Below are 2,326 nucleotides of genomic sequence, written 5' to 3' on the forward strand. Positions count from 1 at the left end.
AGAAACCGCTTGCAAAAATAAAAAGAAAAAGAGGGAGTACCCCCTCCAAAAATTTTATGCCCCGCAATGCTTTGAGGCCAAAATCTTGTCACTCCAGAAGATAGACCCGTACCCACCGCACACCCCACGCCCGCGCTTCTGCCCAGGAAGAAAAGAAAACGTCGACCCGGTTACCCCTGATGCTGCTTCCCCGGTCGCAGGCTAACGCGTGTCCGTAGCCCTCGATGTAAAGCCGCGTGCCGAAGGGAATCACTGCCGGATCAACGGCTGCCACCCCCTCGCGCGGCGGCATACCGGAGGCTGTATTGCGGCCGGTGTAGGTATAGGCTGTTGCTAGCATGGTGAGGACTCGGGTGAAACGCAGCTCCTCCCCGCCACGGGAAATCGTCCGCAGGATGCCGACCTGAACCACCCGGTCTACCGGCTGCCGGACCACCCGCCGCTCCACAAGCCGCCGCGCTTTTTCCTTACCGTCGTAGTAAGTAACCTCCCACCGCTCCACGGCCAGCCCGTTCTGGCCCGCCACCAGCACCCTGGTCTGCCCCTTCAGGAGGGAAGCCGTCGGCTGCCGCTTCACCCCGTAAGGAAGCGATAGCTTCTTTTCCTGGATGGCCCGGGTTACGCGCGTGATTCTCACCGTGGCGCCAGCAAAGAGCCGCGTTTCCAAGGGCGGGGCCACGATATCCTCTTTCCCTACCCGGATTTTCTCTTCCCGCAGCAGGTCGGCCACCGTTTTGCCCCTGGTCAGATACTGGTGCGTAGCACCGTCCACGGTTACCGTGACCGGCAGCGCCCGGATGACTTTTACCTGCATCCCCTCGCGCAGCCTGGTTCTCACCCCCGGCACCACCGTATCTTCGGGGCCCAGTTTCACCCCCGCCCGCCGTAAAAGCCCCGCCACATCTATCTGGAAAGTCTTGACCGGGAGCGTTTTCCCGTCAACAACGAGGGTAACCTCCTTCTGCGCCCACGCGTAACCCGTTACCCCAAGGGCTACCAGGAGGACCAAGAAAAAGCCAATGGCAAGCCGCAACCGCAACCGGTGCGACTCACGTTTCAAAGAAGAAGATTCTCCTATCCCCTGCCTCCGGGCAACAACATACCATTCCATAAGCTCACCGCCGTTTCTCTTTTGGGAAAATCTTTACGCTAATGGAGATTCTATTCGGCGGCTAAGATCGGAATTCCTGCTGCAAATTGGAACGTTTTTTGGTTATTTAAGGCTAACTACCCACCTTTTTCACGCTAATTTTCGACAGACGCCTCAGAGCGCCATTTGTTACGCTCGCCCATAGTACGTAGACAATCGCGTCTATTAAGAAGAAATCTATCTAAGGTTACTTTATTTTTCCGGTAATGACAGTTATTTTTACTAAATTTTGACCGTTAATCACCTAAAATCCCTATGCCCAACCCGCACCGCTAATATTCGACCCCCTTTTGTGCCGGCACCCCTGCCGTGTAATGGTGTTTGACCGCCCGCATTTCGGTTACTAAATCGGCTCGCGCGATGAGTGCCGGCGGTGCGTCCCGCCCCGTGAGCACTAAGTGTACCGCCGGTTTGGCAGCGATAAGTTCTAGCACTGCTTCTTCGCTAACCAACCCGTGCCGCAGCGCGTGCGTGATCTCATCAAGAACCACCAGATCGTACCCGCTGGTCAGCGCCTCTCGCGCCGCCGCCAAGGCGCGCGCCGCCGCTTCTCGGTGACGGGCGAGATCATCTGCCGGAGAAACGAAACCTTCGCCGAGCGTCTCAATAACAAAGCGCTCTCCTAACCGTGCCGCAGCCAGACGTTCCCCTGTCTTTACCCGGTCACTCTTCACGAACTGGACGATGAAAACCCGCATCCCGTGCCCCCAGGCCCGCAAAGCCATTCCCAGCGCCGCCGTCGTTTTCCCTTTTCCGTCACCGGTAAAAACCATTACCAGGCCTTGTGCCATTTGCCCCACCTCTTTTGAGAATTTCGCCTTTTTTCTTCGCCAGGGACCCATCCGCTTCCTCTATACGGACCAGGGTAGAAAGACTACGCGGTTAAAAGACCGGCAGGACTTTTTAGATGAAAGTCGAAGTTTTTAACAGAAAGGATTTTAGGCGGTGAGATTCTGTGGCATTAGATCCTAACACAGTTAAGGAAGCGTGCTTGCGAGCCGCAGATATACTATCCGGAATGGGCTACATAGGTCCGTACGGAAGTATCCATCTGCTCAAATTGAAGTTGCAGAGAAACACACTTACGGCGATCTTTCATAATATCGTCGCCTGGCAGATAAGTGAGTTAGATAAAAACTGGGATTTCAAACCCAGGGGAGGAAGAACACCTGACCT

2 protein-coding genes are annotated in these 2,326 nt (G+C 55.6%); both read right to left on the bottom strand.

What is annotated here, in order from left to right; genetic code table 11:
• Nucleotides 1-88: 88 nt before the first annotated feature.
• Entirely contained in the window at nucleotides 89-1,060 is a 972-nt protein-coding gene (locus ACUVTA_RS09460; RefSeq protein ID WP_445952689.1) for a ubiquitin-like domain-containing protein, read from the bottom strand.
• 362 nt (nucleotides 1,061-1,422) lie between these two features.
• The gene (gene cobO / locus ACUVTA_RS09465; protein ID WP_445952690.1) at nucleotides 1,423-1,992 is read right to left on the bottom strand and encodes a cob(I)yrinic acid a,c-diamide adenosyltransferase; all 570 of its coding nucleotides are present in this window, start codon (nucleotides 1,990-1,992) and stop codon (nucleotides 1,423-1,425) included.
• Nucleotides 1,993-2,326 lie beyond the last annotated feature (334 nt).

The organism is Thermodesulfitimonas sp., assembly GCF_052743955.1.